The 1,558-nt window shown below is 63.7% G+C and carries 3 protein-coding genes; all 3 read right to left on the bottom strand.

Annotated elements, in window-relative coordinates; all coding sequences use genetic code 11:
• The coding region (locus tag GHO41_RS29185) for an Hpt domain-containing protein (protein WP_256678892.1) at positions 1-473 on the bottom strand (473 nt) is incomplete at its 3' end.
• On the bottom strand, positions 470-1,156 hold the full coding sequence (locus GHO41_RS29180) for a chemotaxis protein CheW (protein WP_153326145.1): 687 nt from the start codon (positions 1,154-1,156) through the stop codon (positions 470-472). The genes GHO41_RS29185 and GHO41_RS29180, both read right to left, overlap by 4 nt.
• A partial coding sequence (locus GHO41_RS29960; protein WP_371929072.1) for a tetratricopeptide repeat protein occupies positions 1,153-1,558 on the bottom strand: 406 nt, incomplete at its 5' end. The genes GHO41_RS29180 and GHO41_RS29960, both read right to left, overlap by 4 nt.

The raw sequence follows: 1,558 nt of genomic DNA, 5'->3' as shown, positions 1-1,558 counted from the left end.
GGCTCAGGCAGAGGCTCGGGGGCCAGCAACAGTTGCGAGACGTCGAATTCCACGGGCGCGGCCCGTGGCGCCACCCGCCCGGAAGGATCCAGCAGTTCGTTGAGGTGCGCGACATACGCGTCGATATCGGCCGGGCCGACGTTGTCGCTGCCCGGCGTGGCGATGCGCATCAGTAGGTCAGTGCCCTGCAACAAAGCATCAATGTGTTCGGGATGCAGGCGCAAACGGCCTTCTTGCGCGCTGACCAGGCAGTCTTCCATCACGTGGGCCACGCTGACGCCCGCATCCACGCCGACAATCCGCGCTGCGCCCTTGAGCGAGTGGGCGGCGCGCATGCAGGCTTCCAGCTGGTCGGCCTGGGTTGGGTTGCGCTCAAGCGCCAGCAACCCCTCATTCAGCACCTGCGTCTGGGCCTCAGCCTCCAGGCTGAACAGTTCAAGCAGCGACGCGTCGCGCATTTGCTCGGGGGTCATGTCAGGCTCCGGGTAATTGCGCCAAGCAGTTGTTCTTCATCCAGCCAGCGCAGGCTGCGGCTTTTCCAGGCCAGCACACCCCGGGTGTATTTCGCGCTGGCATGCTCGCCCGACAGCGAGGCGGCGTTCAAAGCGCGTTCTTCAATGTTGTGGACACCGTCGACTTCATCTACCGGCAACACCACCGGGCCACCATGGGCGGCCACGATCAGCATGCGCGGCATCACCCGTTGCGAAGGGGTAATGGTCACCGTAGGGTCCAGCCCCAGCAGGTCAACCAGCGACAAACACGGCACCAGCGCACCGCGCACGTTGGCCACCCCTTGCAGGGCCCGCGAACGCTGGTGCGGCAACGAGTGAATGGCTTGCATGCGCGCCACTTCGTCGAGGCACACAGTGTTCAGGCCCAGCCATTCACCGCCCAGACGGAATACCACCAGCGAACGTGTGGCAACTTTTTGCTCAGCCATTGGCTGGGTGTTGTGCTCCTCAGGTTCTTGCTCAAACGAGTAGCGATCCAGCAAGCGCGTGGCGGCAGCGGAATACACCGCGCAATTGCGGCAATGGATGTGCTCCGGCAACTTCGGGCAGGACTTGTCGCCGAAGATGCCGATGCGGTTCCAGCAGTCATCAATGGTCTGGGCTTCGTCATGGATCAAGCCTTGGGCGAATAAACCTCTCATTGTTTGCGCTCACTGTGAACCGAACGTTCATGACGGGCAGCGCGCTCCTGCAAGCGCTGGGCGCCTGCTGCGTCACCTTGGGCAGCCAAGAGAGCGGCCAGGTGCGCCAGCGCTTCTGAATGCTGGGGTTCCAGGTACAGCGCCTTGCGATAGAAACTCTGCGCCTGCGCCGCTTGATCCTCAACATCGCTGAGCAGGCCCAGCCAGTAGAACACCTGAGCGTGGGGGCCATGCTGTTGCAAAAACTGCTCGCAAGCCTGGCGGGCGTCGCTGCTTTTGCCTTCGTTGGCCAACGCGGCAATGTGCGCCAGCAAGTCCGCCCCCGTGCACGCGGCGGGGGTTGGCGCGACAGGTATTGGCGCACGAGGTGCAAAGGGCCGTGGGGCAGACACCGGCGGCATC

This window comes from Pseudomonas sp. FSL R10-0399 (assembly GCF_009600165.1).
Classification (GTDB): domain Bacteria; phylum Pseudomonadota; class Gammaproteobacteria; order Pseudomonadales; family Pseudomonadaceae; genus Aquipseudomonas; species Aquipseudomonas helleri.
Note: the sequence above shows the minus strand (reverse complement) of the source record. Positions and strands in the feature narration are given on the sequence as shown.

What these genes read in the sequence shown, in the direction of transcription:
- GHO41_RS29180 (WP_153326145.1), bottom strand. Translation starts at nt 1,156, where the DNA reads ATGAGAGGTTTATTCGCCCAAGGCTTGATCCATGACGAAGCCCAGACC.